Genomic DNA, 16,081 nt, shown 5'->3' on the forward strand with positions numbered 1-16,081 from the left:
GCCGACCGTCGAATCTACGCGCGGCGCGCGCCGGTGGCCATCGCGTCCGTGCCCGGTCCGGGGCGGCGACCACTCACTCGTGCACAGGGGCGTCCGCTTGGTCCCCGTTCGAACCGTCGTGCGGGGGCGGTCGCAGGTCGCCGCAGGCCAGATGGGCGAGGACCACCTCGTACAGATCGGTGCCGCCGGCCAGCAACTGCCGTTCCAGGACGGGTTCGGCGGCCCGGACGTGCTCGCGCACGGTCTGCGCGTGGACGCCGCGTTCGCGGGCGGCGCGTTCGGCGTTGGCCCCGGCGGCGATCCAGGCGCGCAGGGTGCCGCGCAGGTCCCGGCCGTCGCCGTCGAGGCGGCCGAGCAGCGCGTCGGCCCAGTCGCGCAGCGCGGGCGAGCCGAGCAGTCCGCCGAGTCCGGCGGGCGTACGGGGCCGTGCGGCGGCGGGGTCGTACGGCCCGTGCGCGGCCTCGGTGACGAGGGCGAGGCGTACGGCGGCGCGGGCGGTGAGGTCGGTCAGGTCGGTGCCGAGCAGGGCGGCGACGCGGTCCATGCGGGCGCGGACGGTGTTGCGGCTGACGCCGAGCACCTTGGCTGCGTTGACGGCGGTGAAGTCGAGTCCGAGCCGGGTGGTGGCGAGGAGTTCGGCGCGTATGTGGTGGGGCAGCGTGTCGAGCGGGCGGAGCAGGGCGGCGGACCAGGCGCGCAGGGCGGCGGGGTCCAACAGGCGCTCAGGGTGGGTGCGTTCGGCGTAGACGGCGCTGCGGTCGGGGCGGTGGCGGGCGACGGCGAGGGCGCTGACGGCCTGTCCGTAGGCGGTGGCGGTGCGGGCGAGGCGCTGGCGGGTGCTGCCGCCGAGGTAGACGCCGGGGTGGTCGCCGAGGAGGGCGCGCAGCCGCTGTCCGGCGGCGGGGGCGGGGCTGACGACGATGACGTGGCCATCCATGGCGGGGCAGCGCACGACGAGCGCGCCGCCCTCGGTGGCCTCGGCGCAGCTCTCGGCGAGGGCGTCGCGTTCGGCGGGGGACGCCTCGACGACGTAGACGCGGGCGGTGTCCCCTTCGAGCAGTCCGGGCCAGAGTCCGGCGGCGACGCGGCGGGCGGAGACGACGTCCTCGACCATGAGCAGTTGCAGGATCGCGAGGCGCAGGTCGGCGGAGGCGCGGCGCAACCGGCGTCCGGCGTCGGCGAGTTCGGCCTCGCGCAGCAGGAGGGCGAGGACGGTGGCGGTGCGGTGGACGATCTCGGCGGTGCGCTGGTCGAAGGGTTCGGCGCGGGCCACGGCCAGGGCGGCGCCGGTGGTCGTGGTGAGCCGGATGTGGCGGCCGTCCTCCTCCAGGGCGGCCGAGGAGAGCCCGCCCCGGGCGATGCGGCCGACGAGTCCGGGGTCGAGCGGCAGGGGGTCGCCCGCGAGGACGGTGCCGTGCGCGTCCTGGAGGCTGACCGAGGCGCGGATGCCGCGGGCGAGCCAGGCGACGACGCGGCGCGGGTCACGGACGGCGGGGCGGAGCTGGTCGAGCAGTTGCTCCGCCCAGGGGGCGTCGGGGCCGTACGGCTCCCGGGGGCCGTCGGCTGCTCGGGCGGCCACGTCGTTTCGCTCCTCATATCGGTGCTGACCTCGGGTTTCGTCGGTGGACGTTACCCGAAGAGGGCGTGCGGGGCGCAGGGGTGTGCCGCAGAACACGGCGCGGTGGGGGCCGCGCGGGCGGGGTGCGCCGGTGGCAGGCGGGGACGGCATAAGCTCGGCGGATGGCGAAGTATTACGACGTGCATCCCGACAACCCGCAGCCGCGCGCCGTCGCGCAGATCGCCGACGCGGTCCGTTCGGGGGCGCTGATCGCGTATCCGACGGACTCCTGTTACGCGCTGGGCTGCCAACTGGGCAGCAAGGACGGCATGGAGCGCATCCGTTCCATCCGTCATCTGGACGACCGGCACCATTTCACGCTGATGTGCCGGGACTTCGCGCAGCTCGGGCAGTTCGTGCGGATCGACAACGACGTGTTCCGCGCGATCAAGGCGGCGACGCCCGGGAGTTACACCTTCATCCTGCCCGCGACCCCCGAGGTGCCGCGCAAGCTGCTGCATCCGAAGAAGCGGACGGTGGGGGTGCGCATCCCGGACCATGTGGTGACGCAGGCGCTCCTCGCGGAGCTGGGTGAGCCGCTGGTCTCCAGCACGCTGCTGCTGCCGGACGAGGAGGAGCCGCCGACGCAGGGCTGGGAGATCAAGGACCGGCTCGACCATGTGGTGGACGCGGTGGTGGACTCCGGGGAGTGCGGCACGGAGCCGACCACGGTGGTGGACTTCTCCTCCGGGGAGCCGGAGGTCGTGCGCCGGGGCGCCGGGGACGTATCGCTGTTCGAGTGAGGCAGCGGGCCGGGCACGTGAGGCGGCGGGCCGGGCGCTCCGTCGTGGATCTTGCGTGGCAGCATGAGCCGGGAGGGGCGCCGGGGCATCCCGCCGGGCGCCGGTGATCCCAGGAGGCTCGCGCGATGACCGCCGTGGAGGGTACGACCGTTCAGATCCCGACGAAGGACGGCGTCGCCGACGCCTATCTCGTCCACCCGGCGGACGGAGAGCCGCACCCGGGCGTCCTGTTCTACCAGGACGCCTACGGGCTGCGGCCCCGGCTGCGGGAGATGGCGGACCGGCTGGCCGCCGAGGGGTACACGGTCCTGGTGCCGAACGTGTTCTACCGCTCGGGCCCGGCCCCGGTCGTGCGGCTGCCCGAGTTCATCGACCCGGGCGCCGATCCGTCCATCTGGCGGCGGCTCGGTCCGCTGGTCGGCTCGCTCAAGCCGGACCAGGCGGAGCGCGACGCGGACGCCTTCCTGGCCCGGATGGCCGCCGATCCGCTGGTCGCGGACGGCCCGGTCGCGCTGGTGGGCTACTGCATGGGCGCCCGGCTCGCGCTGCGCACGGCGGCCACCCACCCGGACCGGGTCGCCGCCGCCGCGGGCTTCCACGGCGGCAACCTGGCGACCGAGGAACCCGACAGCCCGCACCTGGGCGCCGGACACATCACGGCGGAGCTGTACTTCGGCCATGCCGACAAGGACCGCTCCCTGCCCAAGTCCCAGCGCGACCGCCTGGAGAACGCCCTCACGGCGGCAGGCGTCCGCCACACCGCCGAGGTCTACCCGGGCGCCACCCACGGCTACACCCAGTCGGACACGACGGCCTACGACGCGGAAGCGGACGAACGCCACTGGCGAGCCCTCCTGGACCTGCTGCACCGCACGTTCTGACGTATCGTCAAATCTGCCTAGGCATCGGCACGTTACTCAATGTGTCCGGCCGGAGCAATTGACAGCCCTCCGTTCCGCCCGCACTCTGAGAGCGCTCTCATGCAGGTACGGACCAATTTCCGTTCCGCCCCGATCCCCACACGGAGGTGGAGAGTTGACTCGAAGAATCCCGCGGTTCGCGACGAGTGCGGCGGCCGTGGCCGCCATGGTCGGCGGGGTGGTCGTGTTCGGAGTCCCGGAGCACGCCAGTGCGGCGGTGCCGGACACGATCCCGCTCCAGATCACCAACAACTCGGGCCGGGGTGACCAGGTCTACATCTACGACCTGGGCACGCAGCTGTCCTCGGGCCGCCAGGGCTGGGCCGACGCGAACGGCGGCTTCCACGCCTGGCCCGCGGGCGGCAACCCGCCGACCCCGGCGCCCGACGCGTCGATCGCCGGGCCAGGCCCCGGCCAGACCGCCACGATCCGGATACCCAAGTTCTCCGGCCGGATCTACTTCTCCTACGGCAAGAAGCTCGACTTCCGGCTCACCACCGGCGGTCTGGTGCAGCCGGCCGTGCAGAACCCGTCGGACCCCAACCGCGACACCCTGTTCAGCTGGTCCGAGTACACGCTCAACGACGGCGGCCTGTGGCTCAACAGCACGCAGGTCGACATGTTCTCGGCGCCGTACGCGGTCGGGGTCAAGCGCGGCGACGGATCGACCGTCACGACAGGTCACCTCAAGTCCGGTGGCTACACGAACGTGTTGAACACGCTGCGCGGCAAGTCCGGCTGGTCGGGCCTCGTCCAGACCCGCTCGGACGGCACCGTGCTGCGCGCGCTGTCCCCGCTGTACGGCGTGGAGACCGGGGCGCTGCCCGCGAACGTCATGGACGACTACGTCAACCGGGTCTGGCAGAAGTACTCCTCGCAGACCCTGACGGTCACGCCGTTCACGGACCAGCCCAACACCAAGTATTTCGGGCGGGTTTCGGGCAACGTCATGAACTTCACCAACTCCTCCGGCGCGGTCGTCACCAGCTTCCAGAAGCCGGACGCGGGCAGCATCTTCGGCTGCCACAACCTGCTGGACGCGCCGAACGACCAGGTGCGGGGCCCCATCTCCCGTACTCTGTGCGCCGGTTACAACCGCTCCACCCTGCTCACCAACCCCAACCAGCCGGACTCCTCGGACGCCGGTTTCTACCAGGACGGGGTGACGAACCAGTACGCCAAGGCCATTCACTCCCAGATGGCCGACGGCAAGGCGTACGCCTTCGCGTTCGACGACGTCGGCAACCACGAGTCGCTGGTCAACGACGGCAACCCGCAGACGGCGTACCTCACGCTCGATCCGCTGAGCTGAGAGCCGCACAACGCGGAAAGCCACACAACGCGGCCCCCGTGCACGGACGTTCCGTGCACGGGGGCCGCGTCGCGGTGTGCGGAGGTCAGCTGGTGGTGAGGGCGGTGTCGTCCACCACGAAGCTGGTCTGGAGCGAGGAGTCCTCGACCCCGTTGAACTTCAGGGTGACCGTCTGGCCCGCCAGCGAGGACAGGTCGAAGGTCTTCTGGCTGTAGCCCGATGCCTTGTTGAGGTTCGAGTACGTGGCCAGGGTGGTCGAACCGGCGGTCAGCGTGAGCTTGTCGTACTGCGTGCTGGTGGTGGTCTCCGCCGAGTCGATGTGCAGCCAGAAGGTGAGCGTCGCCTTGCAGCCCGAGGGGATCGTCACCGACTGGGACAGCGAGTCGGTGTGCGAGGAGCCGTAGCCGTCGAGCCACGCCTTGTACGAGCCGCTGTGGCTGGCCTGGCCGCTGGCGGTGGTGATGACGCCGCTGGTCGCCGTCCAGCCGGTGTTGCCCGACTCGAAGCCGGGGTTGGCCAGCAGCTGGGTCGAGGAGCAGCCGCCGCCGGTGACGCTGACCGTCCAGGAGAAGGCCGCGGTGCCGGTCTTGCCCGCCGAGTCGGTGACCGTGACCGTGGTGCTGGAGGTGCCCGCGGTGGTCGGCGTGCCGGAGATCAGACCGGTGGAGCTGTTGATGGACAGCCCGGCGGGAAGCCCCGAGGCGCTGTAGCTGAGCGCGCCGCTGTTGGTGCTGCTCGCCTGGATCTGGAGGCTGACCGCGTTGCCGACGGTGGCGGACTGGCTGCCCGGGTTGGTGACGGTCACGCCGTCCGCGGGCGGGTTGATGTGGCTGCCGACGTTGATCCCGGCGAAGGCGTTGCCGACGGCCGCGTACTCGGCGGAGTTGGCGCCGTAGAGCGCGGTGGCCGCGTTCAGGGCGGCGGTGCGGGCGCCCGCGTAGTTGGTGCTGGACGTCATGTACGTCGTCAGCGCCTTGTACCAGATCTGGAGCGCCTTGTCCCGGCCGATCCCGGTGACGGCGACGCCGTCGGAGGTCGGGCTGTTGTAGGTGACACCGTTGATGACCTTGGTGCCGCTGCCCTCGCTCAGCAGGTAGAAGAAGTGGTTCGCCGGGCCCGAGGAGTAGTGCACGTCGAGGCCGCCGAGGCTGGAGGACCAGCTGTCCTTGGACGCGCCGTCCTTGCTGGGCTTGTCCATGTAGCGCAGCGGGGAGCCGTCGCCGTTGATGTCGATCTTCTCGCCGATGAGGTAGTCACCGGGGTCCGAGGCGTTGTTGGCGTAGAACTCCACGCCGGTGCCGAAGATGTCGGAGGTGGCCTCGTTCAACCCGCCCGACTCACCGGTGTAGTTGAGCCCGGCGGTGTTGGAGGTGACGCCGTGGCTCATCTCGTGGCCCGCGACGTCGAGCGAGGTGAGGGCGTGGGTGTTGCCCGTGCCGTCGCCGTAGGTCATGCAGAAGCAGGAGTCGTCCCAGAAGGCGTTGACGTAGCCGCTGCTGTAGTGGACCCGGCTGTAGGCGGCGACGCCGTCGTTGCGGATGCCGCTGCGGCCGAAGGTGTTCTTGTAGAAGTCCCAGGTCTCCTGGGCTCCGTAGGCCGCGTCGGCCGCGGCGGTCTGGGTGTCGGATCCCGCCCCGGAGCCCCAGACGTCGTCGGCGTCGGTGAACAGGGTTCCGGTGCCGGAGGTGCCCTTGTTCAGGTTGTACGTCTTGTGGCCGCCGCGCGTGGTGTCGTACAGCTGGTAGGTGGAGCCGGACAGCGTGGTGTTGAGGCTGACCGTGCCGCTGTACTGCGTCTTGCCGGTGCCGGTCTGGACCGCCTGGTAGCGGTACAGCTCCTTGCCGGTGGTGGCGTCGGTGATGACGTGCAGCTTGCTCGGCGTGCCGTCGTCCTGGAAGCCGCCGATCACGGACTCCCAGGCGAGCGTCGGGCTGCCGGAGCCGGCCCAGATCACCTTGCGCGCGCTGTCGGCGGCGGGCTTGTCGGCCTTCAGGGCCTTGGCGGCCTTGAGCGCCGTCGACTGCGCGGCGGACTTGGTGACGGCCGCGGTGGTGGAGGCGACCTTGAGGGTCCGCTTGTTGTTGAACGTGGTGCTGACCGTGCCCGCGGCCAGGGAGGCGGGCGGGGTGTGCACCACGAGGTCGCCGCCGAGGACCGGCAGGCCCGCGTAGGTGCGCTCGTAACGGGTGTGCACGGTGCCGTCGTTGTCCTTGACGACGTCCCGGACGACCAGCTTCTCCTTGGCACCGAGGCCGAGGGTGCGGGCGGTCTGCGTGACGTTGCCCTTGGCGCTCTTGAGGAGCGCGGCGTGCTGGGCGGGGCTGAGCTCGGCCTCCAGAGCGCCGGTGCGCAGCGGGCTGGGGTGGGGGGCGGCGGGCCGGGCTGCCGCGGGGTTCGCCTGGATGCCTACGGCCAGGAAGGCCGCGGTGGAGACCAGGGCGGCTCCGACCGTGGCGCCTCTGCGGGAAAGGCGTCTGTGGGGAAGGCGTCTCACTCGTACTCCTCCTGCTACGGCCGCCGGGGCGCGGCCGGTGACAGACCGGGCAGACGGGTGTGCTGCCCGGGCGAGCTGAGCTGTGCGGGGCCGTGCTGTGCGACGAGAGGTGAAGCGTGAAGAGCGTGGGAAGAATGTGCGTACCGGGCGAGAATGGCACCGTTGACCAGCACATGTCATCCACGACGAGGGCAACCGAGGGTTTTCCCTAGGGCGCGCAAAGTGCCCGTAACACGCTGGTGATCCTCAAACCTCGTACCGCAAAGCCTCGGTGACGACTCGTCAAAGAAAGGGCAACGCGGGCGCGCGGCTGCGGGGTCAGGCGCGGCGCGCGGCCGGGGACTGCGCGAGGCGCCGCAGGGCCTCCTCGGAGGAGCTGCCCGGCCGGGCCGTCCAGACGACGATGTGCTGGTCGGGCGCGGTGGAGCTGGTCAGCGTGTCCCAGTCGAGCACGAGGATGCCGGCCACCGGATGGCGGAACACCTTGCTCGCGGTCCCCTGGACGGCGACCTCACGCGCCTGCCACCAGCGCTGGAAGTCGCTGTAGGCGGACATCCGGGCCAGCAGCGCGCGCAGCCGGGGGTCGTCGGGGCGGCGCGCGGTGTGCATCCGCAGATACGCCACGCAGGAGCGGGCCCCGGCCCGCCAGTCGTCGTAGCGGGCGCGCATCTCGGGGTCGGCGAAGAGCAGCCAGACGTAGTTGCGGTCCCGCTCGGGGTGCCGTCCGAAGTCGGTGAGCAGGGCGGCGGCGAGCCGGTTCCAGGCCAGGACGTCCATGGTCCCGGACAGCACCAGGGCCGGTGATCCGGTCAGCTGGTCCAGCAGTCTGCGGGTGTGCGGGGCGACGGCGCGGCCCGGTCCCGGGGGCGGATCGAAGGGCGTCCGCCCGGCGAGCCCGAACAGATAGGCGCGCTGGTCGCCGCTGAGCCGCAGGGCACGGGCGAGCGCGTCCAGGACGGGCGCCGAGGCCCGCATCCGGCCCTGTTCGACCCGTGTGTAGTAGTCGGTGCTGATCGACGCCAGCCGGGCGACCTCCTCACGGCGCAGCCCCGCCACCCGGCGCGGGGTGCCGGTGTCGGGCAGGCCCACCTGCGCCGGGTCCAGCTCGGCCCGCCGGGCCCGCAGGAAGGTGCCCAGCTCCTTGGGGTCGCCGCTGACGCCGCTCATTCCTCCAGTGTGGCAGCGCCGGGCGCGGGACGCGGGGTCGGGCGGGCCGGGAACCAGCGGGGCCGCGCGGTCCCGGTGTCAGCCGGGCCGGTGGCGGCCCCCGTCCGTCTCCCGCGCGGAATCGGCCCAGGAGGCGAGAATGCGCAGCCCGTCGTGGGAGGGGGAGCCGGGTTCAGCGGACCAGACGACGAGTTGCTGGTCGGCGTCGGTGGCGTCGGCGAGGGTGTCCCGGTCGAGGGTCAGCTCACCGACGACCGGATGCCGGAGCACCTTGGTGCCGACCCCGCGCAGCGCCACATGGTGAGCACCCCACCAGCGCCGGAAATCGGCGTCCTGGACCGACAGCTCACCCACGAGCGCGGTCAGACGCGGATTTCGCGGGCCGAGGCGCACGACTACTACCTGACCCCGCGCGCCCAGCACCCCGACGCCCAGAACAAGTTCCTCTTCACCCAGAGCGTCTCGCGGATCTTCACCTTCGACGCCTTCCACATGGTCGAGGACCTGCTCACCCGACCGGTCCTCATCGTCACGGGCAGCGAGGTGGCCTCCCTGCGCATGTCCACCGAGCTGCACGGCCGCGCCCGGAGCCCGAAGAGGCTGGTGGTCGTGGAGGGTGGCGCCCACATGGACTTCTACGACGTGCCGAAGTACGTGGACCGCGCCGTGGGGGAGGCCGTGCCATTCTTCCGGGAGCACCTGACGTCCGGCGGGAGGTCTCGCCCGTGGAGCTGTTCTACGACCTCGTCTTCGTCTTCGCGGTCTCGCAGCTCTCCCACCACCTGCTGGAACACCTCACCTGGCGGGGCGCGGCGGAGACGGTCGTCCTGCTGGCCGGGGTCTTCGGCACCTGGGCGTACACCAGCCTGGTGGCGACGCTGCTCGACATCGAGCGTGACATCACCCGGTGGATGGTGCTGATCGTCATGGGGCTCGGGCTCTACATGAACGCGGCGATCCCGGGCGCGTTCGAGGACCGGGCGTGGGCGTTCGTGGTGCCGCTGCTGGTGACCCTGTTCTTCGTGGCCGGGGTGACGGCGGCGGCCGGACGCACCGAGGCACTGCGCGAGCACTTCCGGCGGACCCTGGTCTGGATGGTGGTCGCGGCCCCCCTGTGGATCGTCGGCGCGTGCGTGGAGTCCGAGTCCCGGCTGTGGTGGTGGGCGACCGTCAGCTGGGCTTCGACGCGGACCACATGGTGGAGCGGATGCGGCTGTTCTTCATCATCCTGCTGGGCGAGACCGTGCTGACCGCCGGGCGTGCGCTGGCCGACGCCCCGGTGAGCTGGGCGACCATCCTCGCGGGGCCGGGGCGTTCACCGCGCTGGTCTGTCTGTGGGCGATGTACTTCGGCGGCGGCGAGGACGTGTTCCGTACCGCCGTCGCCACGACGGCCAACCCGCTGCGCTCGGTCCGGATGGCCGTGAACAGCGCGTACGTGGTGCTGGCCGCGCTGGTGGCGATGGCGGTGGGCAGCGAACTGGTCGTCGCGCATCCGCTGGGCCACGGCTCGGTCACCCTGGCGCTGCTGCTCTTCGGCGGCCTCGCCCTGTACCTCGCGGCCACGGCCTGGTTCTTCCGCGCCACGGCGCACGGCGCCTGGACCGAACGCCTGCTGGCGGGCGCGGCCTGCGTCCCGGCGGCCGTCGCCACGGTCTGGATTCCGCCGCTGGCCGCCGTGGCCCTTCTCGACCTGATCCTCCTGCTGACGGTCACGTCGCTGACCCGGGCGCACCGCCGCGTGATCGGCAGCCTGCGGCAGGCGACCGACGGCTGAGCGGGTGCCGGATTTCCGATCACACGGTTGTCACATTCGGCTGCGAGAATCGGACTCGTCCCGGCCAAGTGTGGTCGGAGCACTCTCCGGGTGCCGTCCGAGTGGTGGAGGAGGCCGTGGCGTCCATGTCGCGTCCGCTGCGCAAGCTGGGGTTTTTGACGATCGGGCTGTTCGACGCCGAGGACCCGGGACGGGGGCACGCGGACACGCTGGAGATCATCGAGCTGGGTGAGCGGCTGGGCTTCGACAGTGCCTGGGTGCGCCATCGGCATCTCCAGTACGGCATCTCCTCGCCGGTGGCCGTGCTGGCAGCTGCCTCGCAGCGCACCCGGCGCATCGAGCTGGGTACGGCGGTGATCCCGCTGGGCTGGGAGAACCCGCTGCGCCTGGCCGAGGACCTGGCCACGGTGGACGTGCTCTCCGGCGGGCGGCTCAATCCCGGGGTCAGTGTCGGACCGCCGATCCACTACGACCAGGTCAAGGAGGCGCTGTATCCGGTCTCCGCCGAGGCGGAGGACTTCGGGTACGGGCGGGTGCGGCGGCTGCTGGACTTCGTCGCCGGTGTGCCCGCCACGGACTTCAAGGGCGCCGAGGGTTTCGAGCAGTACTCCGACATTGTCCAGCCGCACTCCCCCGGCCTCGCCCGGCGCATGTGGTACGGCGGCGGCAGCCTGGCCTCGGCGCGCTGGGCCGGTGAGCAGGGCATGAACCTGCTCACCAGCAGCGTCGTCAAGGCCGAGGACCCGGACGGGCCACTGGACTTCGCGGCGATCCAGCTGGCCCAGATCCGGGAGTTCCGCGCCCGGCACCCCGAGGGCGAGGCGGCCCGGGTCTCCCAGGGTCTGGTGGTGATACCGACCGACTCCGCGACGGCCGGACAGCGGGCGCGGTACGCCGAGTTCGCCGCCGCCCGGCTGCCCCGTACGACCGCTCCGCAGGGCCCGGCGCGGCTGCTGTTCGCGCCGGACCTGGTGGGCACCAGCGAGGAGATCGCCGAGCGGCTGCACGCGCACGCCGCGTTCCGCGAGGTGGACGAGGTGGCGTTCGCGCTGCCGTTCACCTTCCGGCACGAGGACTACGTACAGATCCTGACGGACATGGCGACGAAGCTCGCCCCCGCGCTGGGGCGCCCGGCACCCTGACACCGGGCGCCCCGGCGGCTGGTCACCAGCGGCCTGGCTCGGTGCCCGTCAGCGCCTCGGACGGCCTGCCGTCCACGCCCACCGGCACGTCGCCCGCGAGCATCACCCGGTGCATGATCCGGGGGTGGTCGACGTGGACGTTGTCGCTGGGCGCGAGATGCACGGTGGCCCGGTTGTCCCAGAAGGCGACGCTGCCCGGCTCCCAGCGGAAGCGGACGGTGTACTCGGGCCGTACGACCTGTTCGAGCAGCATCTCCAGGAGGGCCGCGCTCTCGGGGCGGGAGACGTCCTCGATCTGCTCGACGTAGTAGCCGTTGACGAAGAGCACCCGCTCGCCGGTCTCCGGGTGCACGCGGACCAGCGGGTGCACGGAGGCCACCTGGTGGTCCAGGAGGCGGCGCAGATAGGCGTCGTCGCCGGGCCGGGGCTGGTAGCCGACGCCGAGCCGGTGTTCGGCGCGCAGCCCGTCCACGAAGGCGCGCACCGGCGCGGACAGGCCCGCGTAGGCGGCGGCCAGATTGGCCCAGGTGGTGTCGCCGCCGTAGGGCGGTACGGTCTCGGCGCGCAGGATGGTGGCCGCGGGCGGGTCGATGCGGGCGCCGTGGTCGCAGTGCCAGCCGCGCAGCAGGGTGTGGCGGCGGCGGCGCAGCCACTCGTCGTGCTCCATGCCGAAGCGTCCGCCGAGTTCCAGCCGGTCGGCGGTGGTCTCCACCTCGGGGTAGCCCTCGGGCGAGGCGCTGCCCCGGCGGCCGAGGACGACCGGCTCGCCGAAGCGGCGGGCGAAGGCGATGTGCGCGGCGTGGTCGAGGTGCTGGTCCCGGAAGAACACCACCTTCCAGCGCAGCATCGCCTCCCTGATCAGCTCCGCCACCGCGTCGTCGAGCGGTGCGGCGAGGTCCACGCCGGTGATCTCGGCGCCGATGTGTCCGGCTGCGGGCAGGACCTCCACGCCCTTGGTCGGGTCCACCACGCTGTCCGTCGTCATGTGTCGCTCCCTGGTCTTCGTCCGTGGTCCCAGGGTGATCGTGTCAGCCATGACGAGACGTCAGCAACGGGCGTCAGCCGACCAGGCCGAAGTCCTGACCGAAGCGGGTGCGGTGGTACGGGCACTATCTACCGTGAACTCTCTTTTACTTCCTCTACGTCACCCAATGCACCGAAATGCAACCGCCATTTGATCCCCCACACCATGACGAGAGACACTATCTGCTGGACGCCTATTCCCCAACGATTACCGGGCAGTTGACCTCAGGGTTTCGTGATAGCGTCCTCATTCTGAGGGACAGAGCAACCTGAAAGGGAAATCGTGAACACGGAGAAGATCGCCGCTCGCCGCCTCTCTCTGGAAGAGGTGACGAAGCTCGATATGAAGGACAAGCTCTTCGTTTCCGCCGACACGGCAGAACTCAAGCTTCCCGGCTGCTATGTCCCTGCTTTTCTGACGAAGTCCGGTGAGCATTTCGAGGGTGGCTCCGTCACGGCGAGGACCATATTCCAGGAAGAGGTCTCCTGCCTTCCCGACGACGAGAATGAAGCCGGAATCTACGTGGCCGACGAGAACGGCCCGGTGACCATCGAGGTCCTCCAGTCCGCCGGCGTCGTGCTGGACCTGGCACTTTTCGTCCCCAGCGGGGACAAGGGGGCCCTCAGCGCCCTTTACGCCGCGGCCCGGCAGGCGTTCGGCGCCGACGTCGTGCAGATCTGGCGCCAGGGCCTCAAGGAGGTTCCCGACGTGAAGGTCGACATCTTCGAGGAGCAGATTCCCCGGGGACGCAAGGGCGGCGACACCCCCAAGCGTGACCGTCGCGCGATCGACACCTACCCCACCCGTGCGGACTTCATCGAATTCACCGCGGGATGGAAGCCGGTCGTCGAGATCCACAAGCCGGTCGTCGACGACACCCCGACCATCTGAGGCGGCGTCACAGCCCGCCTGGCTGATATCAAAACCTCCGGCCGTCACGCGCATTGCGGCGACGGCCGGAGGCGATGTTCTGCCCCGGAGAAGTATCCGCGTGCGTCATCCCTGGGCGCGGGCAGCGCGCAGCGCGGCCAGCGCCCGGTCCGCGTGGGTGTTCATGCGCAGTTCGCTGCGGACGATCTCCAGGACGGTGCGGTCGGGTGCGATGACGAAGGTGGCCCGCTTGGTGGGGGCCAGCGAGAAGCCCCGCTTGACGCCGAAGCGCTCGCGGACCGTGCCGTCGGCGTCGGAGAGCAGCGTCATCCCGAGGGTGTGCTTGTCGGCGAACTCCCGCTGCCGGTCCACCTCGTCACCGCTGATGCCGACGGGACGCGCCCCGGCCTCGGCGAACTCGGCGGCGAGGTCGCGGAAATGGCAGGCCTCGGCGGTGCAGCCGGGGGTGAGGGCGGCCGGGTAGAAGAAGAGCACCACGGGGCCGTCCGCGAGCAGTTCGCTCAGGCGGCGGCCGGCGCCGCTCTCGTCGGGGAGCGCGAAGTCCTCGACGGTGTCCCCGATCCGGATCTCGGTGCTCATGCGCGTCCCTCCCCGGTACGGGCCACACCACGGGCCCAGAGAACCAGCGGCACCTGGAGCGGCAGCCGGGCGAGGGCGGCATTGCGCTGCGGCCCCGGGCGGTCGCGCCAGTCCACGGCCATCTTCACGTTGGCGGGGAACACCCCGACGAAGAACGCGGCGGCGGCCTTCGCGGCCAGCGGCCGGGTGGGGCGCGCGGCGATGCCCGCGGCGAGGGCGAGTTCGACGGCTCCGCTGCCGTACGTCCAGGCCCGGCGGGAGCCGGGCAGCGCCTTCGGGATGATCGCGTCGAACGGGCGCGGGACGGCGAAATGGGCGGCCCCGGCGGCGGCCAGCAGACCGGCCAGCAGCAGGGGTGAGCGTTCGGACCGGGGCACGGCGCCTCCTCAGGTGACCTGACGCCGGATATTACTGCACGGTAGAGACTGCGCGGATCACGGGGCACCGCGCGGGGCCGGGCGGCGCGGGCCGTTCGGGGGAAACCGCCCCCTGACGTGCGTGGAAGCGCGTCCGGCGGTCGAGGTCTTCTGCCGTGACCACCCTGCCCCTCCTCGCGCCGATGCTCGCCACCCCCGGCACGCTGCCACCCTCGGCGCAGGACCACCGATGGGCGTACGAGACCAAGCAGGACGGTCAGCGGGTGATGGTGTACCTGCCCGGCGACGGACGTGTGCTGCTGCGCGCCCGCTCGGGCGAGGACATCACCGCCGCCTATCCCGAACTCGCGCCGCTGGCCACGGCGTTGGGCGACACCCCGGCCGTGCTGGACGGCGAGGTGCTGGCCCTGGACGCACAGGGCCGGGCTGATTTCCAGTTGCTCCAGGGCCGGATGGGCCTCGCCCACTCCCCCGCGCTCGCGGCCCGCAGGGCCGGGCAGGTGCCGGTCCAGCTGGTGCTGTTCGACGTGCCGTTCCTGGGCGGCTCCCTGCTGCACACCCCCTACGCCCGGCGGCGCACCGCGCTGGAGGCCCTGGGGCTCGACGGGCCGCACTGGTCGGTGCCGGGCGCGGTGGTGGGGCACGGCTCCGAGGCGCTGAGCGCGACCCGGGAGCACGGCCTGGAGGGGCTGGTGTGCAAGCGGCTGGACTCGGCGTACGAGCCGGGGGTGCGCTCCCGCGCCTGGATCAAGATCCGCAACCAGCGGAGCGCGGACGTGATCGTGGGCGGCTGGCTGCCCGGCAAGGGGCGCCTGACGGGGCTGCCCGGGGCGGTGCTGCTCGGTCAGCGCGGCGGTGGGCGGCTGCGGTACGCGGGCCGGGTGGGCACCGGCTGGAGCGAGGCGGAGCGCAATGAACTGGCTGTCATGTTGCGGGAGTTGGCGACCGAACAGTGTCCCTTCGACCCGGCGCCGAGGCTCGCGGAGGCGCACTGGGTGCTGCCCCGGCTGGTCGGCGAGGTCGGCTACAGCACCCGCACCCGCGCGGGCCTGCTGCGTCAGCCGACGTGGCTGCGGCTGCGCCCGGATCTGACGCCCGAGGAGTCGGCGGCGGAGGTGCCGGAGGGCACCGGCTGAGGCGGAAGGTGATCCGTCGGCCAGGGTTCACCGGTGGGACACCCGGGGTGACACGGGGGCGCACACCTGTGCCAGGATGCTGAACTCCCTTACCCCCCAACCGAGTTGGAGACTCAGTGGCTTCGTTCACGTCCCCTCGGCGACGCGGCAGATGGCTGGCCGCGCTCACCGGCGCCGCCACGCTCGTGCTCGCCACCCCCGCCTTCGCCGCCGACGGCCCGCCGCAGGCCCTGCCGCAGAACGCCGAGGCCGGTGAGCTGACGTACCAGCCCGCGTTCGACTACGACACCGACGGCTGCTACCCGACCCCGGCGATAGGCCCCGACGGCAGGATCAACCCGGGCCTGAACCCGACCGGCGCGCTCAACGGCAACTGCCACGACGCGTCCGACCTGGACAACACCAACAGCTACTCGCGCTACAAGTGCAACAACGGCTGGTGCGGCTATCTGTACACCCTGTACTTCGAGAAGGACCAGGCGCTGCCCGGTGTCAGCCTCGGCGGCCACCGCAACGACTGGGAGCACGTGGCCGTCTGGGTGCAGGACGGCCAGGTCAAGTACGTCTCGACGTCCAACCACGGCAAGTTCACCGTGCACCCCGTCTCCGAGGTCCGCTTCGAGGGCACGCACCCCAAGGCCGTCTACCACAAGGACGGCATCAGCACCCACTGCTTCCGGCTGGCCACCGCCAACGACGAGCCGCCGGAGAACCACAAGCACACCTGGCAGTACCCGCCGCTGGTCGGCTGGAACGGCTACCCGGCCGGGCTGCGCGACAAGCTCAGCTCCTATGACTTCGGGAGCGCCAACTTCCCGCTGAAGGAGGCGAGTTTCGCCTCGCACCTCGCCGCGGCGAAGCCGTCGGGGATTCCGTTCGACCCGAACGCCTGACAGAGCGGG

Annotated in this window: 14 protein-coding genes and 2 pseudogenes; 9 read left to right on the top strand and 7 right to left on the bottom strand. The window is 71.5% G+C overall.

Annotated elements, in window-relative coordinates; translation table 11 throughout:
- Positions 1–73 precede the first annotated feature (73 nt).
- A complete protein-coding gene (locus B079_RS0111795) occupies positions 74–1,579 on the bottom strand; it encodes a helix-turn-helix domain-containing protein (RefSeq protein WP_018546006.1) in 1,506 nt (501 codons plus the stop codon).
- Between the two features lie 161 nt (positions 1,580–1,740).
- On the opposite strand from B079_RS0111795, the gene B079_RS0111800 reads away from it, so the two are divergent.
- The 3 genes from B079_RS0111800 (at position 1,741) to B079_RS0111810 (ending at position 4,593) form a co-directional block, all read left to right on the top strand.
- Positions 1,741–2,361: an L-threonylcarbamoyladenylate synthase gene (locus B079_RS0111800; RefSeq protein WP_018546007.1), complete on the top strand. Its 621-nt coding sequence runs from the start codon at positions 1,741–1,743 to the stop codon at positions 2,359–2,361.
- A 125-nt stretch (positions 2,362–2,486) separates the two neighbouring features.
- Positions 2,487–3,242, top strand: a complete 756-nt coding sequence (locus B079_RS0111805; RefSeq protein ID WP_018546008.1) for a dienelactone hydrolase family protein — start codon at positions 2,487–2,489, stop codon at positions 3,240–3,242.
- Positions 3,243–3,447: 205 nt separating this feature from the next.
- The gene (locus B079_RS0111810) at positions 3,448–4,593 is read left to right on the top strand and encodes a glycoside hydrolase family 64 protein (protein WP_078495952.1); all 1,146 of its coding nucleotides are present in this window, start codon (positions 3,448–3,450) and stop codon (positions 4,591–4,593) included.
- Positions 4,594–4,678: 85 nt separating this feature from the next.
- On the opposite strand, the gene B079_RS0111815 is transcribed toward B079_RS0111810, so the two are convergent.
- The 3 genes and pseudogenes from B079_RS0111815 to B079_RS0111825 all read right to left on the bottom strand — a co-directional run.
- Entirely contained in the window at positions 4,679–7,087 is a 2,409-nt protein-coding gene (locus B079_RS0111815; RefSeq protein WP_018546010.1) for a M4 family metallopeptidase, read from the bottom strand.
- A 318-nt stretch (positions 7,088–7,405) separates the two neighbouring features.
- Positions 7,406–8,254 (bottom strand): helix-turn-helix domain-containing protein, encoded by an 849-nt coding sequence (locus tag B079_RS0111820; RefSeq protein WP_018546011.1) that lies wholly within the window; start codon positions 8,252–8,254, stop codon positions 7,406–7,408.
- 78 nt (positions 8,255–8,332) lie between these two features.
- Positions 8,333–8,635, bottom strand: a pseudogene (locus B079_RS0111825) (transcriptional regulator); the annotation flags it as partial.
- 344 nt (positions 8,636–8,979) lie between these two features.
- Between B079_RS0111825 and B079_RS36295 the strand changes: the two are divergent.
- From B079_RS36295 to B079_RS0111840, 3 genes and pseudogenes are all read left to right on the top strand, one after another.
- Positions 8,980–9,680: pseudogene (locus B079_RS36295) on the top strand (low temperature requirement protein A).
- Positions 9,596–10,030, top strand: a complete 435-nt coding sequence (locus B079_RS36300) for a low temperature requirement protein A (RefSeq protein ID WP_078495924.1) — start codon at positions 9,596–9,598, stop codon at positions 10,028–10,030. Before B079_RS36295 ends, B079_RS36300 begins: the two are co-directional and overlap by 85 nt.
- Before the next feature lie 116 nt (positions 10,031–10,146).
- Positions 10,147–11,172, top strand: a complete 1,026-nt coding sequence (locus B079_RS0111840) for an LLM class flavin-dependent oxidoreductase (RefSeq protein ID WP_026248600.1) — start codon at positions 10,147–10,149, stop codon at positions 11,170–11,172.
- Positions 11,173–11,194: 22 nt separating this feature from the next.
- On the opposite strand, the gene B079_RS0111845 is transcribed toward B079_RS0111840, so the two are convergent.
- Positions 11,195–12,157 (bottom strand): TauD/TfdA dioxygenase family protein, encoded by a 963-nt coding sequence (locus tag B079_RS0111845; RefSeq protein WP_018546015.1) that lies wholly within the window; start codon positions 12,155–12,157, stop codon positions 11,195–11,197.
- 321 nt (positions 12,158–12,478) lie between these two features.
- On the opposite strand from B079_RS0111845, the gene B079_RS0111850 reads away from it, so the two are divergent.
- Positions 12,479–13,087 carry a hypothetical protein gene (locus B079_RS0111850; RefSeq protein WP_018546016.1) on the top strand — a complete coding sequence of 203 codons (609 nt, stop codon included), beginning with the start codon at positions 12,479–12,481 and terminating at the stop codon, positions 13,085–13,087.
- Between the two features lie 105 nt (positions 13,088–13,192).
- Here B079_RS0111850 and B079_RS0111855 read toward each other — a convergent pair whose 3' ends face one another.
- Positions 13,193–13,666, bottom strand: coding sequence for a peroxiredoxin (locus B079_RS0111855; RefSeq protein WP_018546017.1), 474 nt, complete (start codon positions 13,664–13,666; stop codon positions 13,193–13,195).
- Positions 13,663–14,043: a membrane protein gene (locus tag B079_RS0111860; protein WP_018546018.1), complete on the bottom strand. Its 381-nt coding sequence runs from the start codon at positions 14,041–14,043 to the stop codon at positions 13,663–13,665. The genes B079_RS0111855 and B079_RS0111860 overlap by 4 nt, the downstream gene beginning before the upstream one ends.
- Positions 14,044–14,225: 182 nt before the next feature.
- Between B079_RS0111860 and B079_RS0111865 the strand changes: the two genes are divergently transcribed.
- Entirely contained in the window at positions 14,226–15,179 is a 954-nt protein-coding gene (locus B079_RS0111865) for an ATP-dependent DNA ligase (protein WP_037801530.1), read from the top strand.
- 116 nt (positions 15,180–15,295) lie between these two features.
- Entirely contained in the window at positions 15,296–16,072 is a 777-nt protein-coding gene (locus tag B079_RS0111870; RefSeq protein WP_018546020.1) for an NPP1 family protein, read from the top strand.
- Positions 16,073–16,081 lie beyond the last annotated feature (9 nt).

Origin of the sequence: Streptomyces sp. LaPpAH-108, assembly GCF_000373625.1 — a bacterium.
Taxonomy (GTDB): domain Bacteria; phylum Actinomycetota; class Actinomycetes; order Streptomycetales; family Streptomycetaceae; genus Streptomyces.

Excerpts from the sequence above, each read along its gene's own strand:
- B079_RS0111800 (WP_018546007.1), top strand. The coding sequence starts at position 1,741 with ATGGCGAAGTATTACGACGTGCATCCCGACAACCCGCAGCCGCGCGCC.
- B079_RS0111805 (WP_018546008.1), top strand. The coding sequence starts at position 2,487 with ATGACCGCCGTGGAGGGTACGACCGTTCAGATCCCGACGAAGGACGGC.
- B079_RS0111810 (WP_078495952.1), top strand. The coding sequence starts at position 3,448 with ATGGTCGGCGGGGTGGTCGTGTTCGGAGTCCCGGAGCACGCCAGTGCG.
- B079_RS0111820 (WP_018546011.1), bottom strand. The coding sequence starts at position 8,254 with ATGAGCGGCGTCAGCGGCGACCCCAAGGAGCTGGGCACCTTCCTGCGG.
- B079_RS36300 (WP_078495924.1), top strand. The coding sequence starts at position 9,596 with ATGTACTTCGGCGGCGGCGAGGACGTGTTCCGTACCGCCGTCGCCACG.
- B079_RS0111845 (WP_018546015.1), bottom strand. The coding sequence starts at position 12,157 with ATGACGACGGACAGCGTGGTGGACCCGACCAAGGGCGTGGAGGTCCTG.
- B079_RS0111855 (WP_018546017.1), bottom strand. The coding sequence starts at position 13,666 with ATGAGCACCGAGATCCGGATCGGGGACACCGTCGAGGACTTCGCGCTC.
- B079_RS0111865 (WP_037801530.1), top strand. The coding sequence starts at position 14,226 with ATGCTCGCCACCCCCGGCACGCTGCCACCCTCGGCGCAGGACCACCGA.